1 pseudogene is annotated in these 1340 nt (G+C 77.9%); it reads left to right on the plus strand.

The features are described 5' to 3' along the window. Positions 1-47: 47 nt before the first annotated feature. Positions 48-1340, plus strand: a pseudogene (locus GTR00_RS20950) (hypothetical protein); the annotation flags it as partial.

Genomic DNA, 1340 nt, shown 5'->3' on the forward strand with positions numbered 1-1340 from the left:
GTCGGTGCGGGTGCGGGGGGCCGGTCGGGTCCGCGCCCGCGGACGGGTTGCGTTCCCCCTTCGCCGCGACGGGGGAGCGGCCGGGCGGCGACGGGAAGTCGGCGTACGGGGAGTCGGCGTACGGGGAGTCGGCCTACGGGGAGTCGGCCTACGACGGGACCCGGTTCGACGAGAGCCCGTTCGGCGAGGCCCGCGTCGAGGAGTTCCGGCCGGGTGGGTCCCGGTCCGGCGAGGACGGGTTCGGCGAGGACGGGCCCGGCGAGGACGGGTACCGGTGGGAGGTGCACGAGCGGGAGGTGCACGAGCGGGACGGCTGGCGGGCGCTCCCGCTCCAGGGCGGCACGCCGGTGCCCCGTGCCCACCAGGCGCCGCACGAGGCGGCGGTCCTGGAGGCGCTCGCCGCCGGCGTCAGCCACCCGGACCTGCTGGCCCGCCTCGTGCTCCGCTCGGCGACCCTGGCCGGTGAGGACCTGGAAGGAGCCGGGGCCGGGGGCGAGGTCTCGAGTGAGGACTGGACCTCGGTGCGCGACGGGCTCGTCCTGCCGCTGCTGGCGCAGGTCGTCCCCACCGCCCCGGTTCCGCCGGCCGGTCCGCTCTGGCTGCCGGGCGCGGAACGGGTCGGCAACGCCCGCTCCGCCGGTGGTGGCTACCTGCCCTCGCCGTGGCGCGTCGTCTTCCACACCGTCGAGGCCGAGGACGGCATGGAGCGCTTCCGGACCCGGGCCGCCGAGCACCGCAACCCGCCGCACCTGTGGGCGATGCCCTCCGCGGACCTGGTGCTGCAGACCGTGCCCCTGGACCGCTCCGCCTACGCCCTCGCGCGCCCCGGAGCCCTGCACACCAACCGCCTGCACGCGGTGCAGGTGGAGCTGTGGGGTTTCGCCGCGAAGACGGGGGAAACCCCGCCGGAGGTCCTGGAGTGGCTGGCGCGGCGGGTCCTGGCCCCCGTCGCGCGCCTCGTGCCGCTCGACCTGCGCGAGGTCCGCCCCACCGCGGGCGTGACGGCCTACGGGGTGCGTTCCGCCACGCGCATGAGCCCCCGGGAGTGGGAGGGTTTCGGAGGCGTCTGCGGTCACCAGCACGTCCCGGACAACAGCCACTGGGACCCCGGGCGCCTCGACCTCGCGGCCATCGCGGGACGCGCGCGCGCCCTGCTCGGCGCGGGACCGGCCGCGGGCGCCGACGAGCTCAGCCTCGACCACGACGGCCCCGGCTTCGCCGCGGAGGCCGAGGACGAGGCGGCACCGGCGCTGCCGCCCGGGGCCGGTCCCGCGCCCGAGGAGGAGTTCGGCCGGACCGGGCCCTGGGACACCGCCGAGGACCTCGCCCCTCCGTACCCG

Source organism: Kineococcus indalonis (assembly GCF_009906395.1).
Taxonomy (GTDB): Bacteria; Actinomycetota; Actinomycetes; order Actinomycetales; family Kineococcaceae; genus Kineococcus; species Kineococcus indalonis.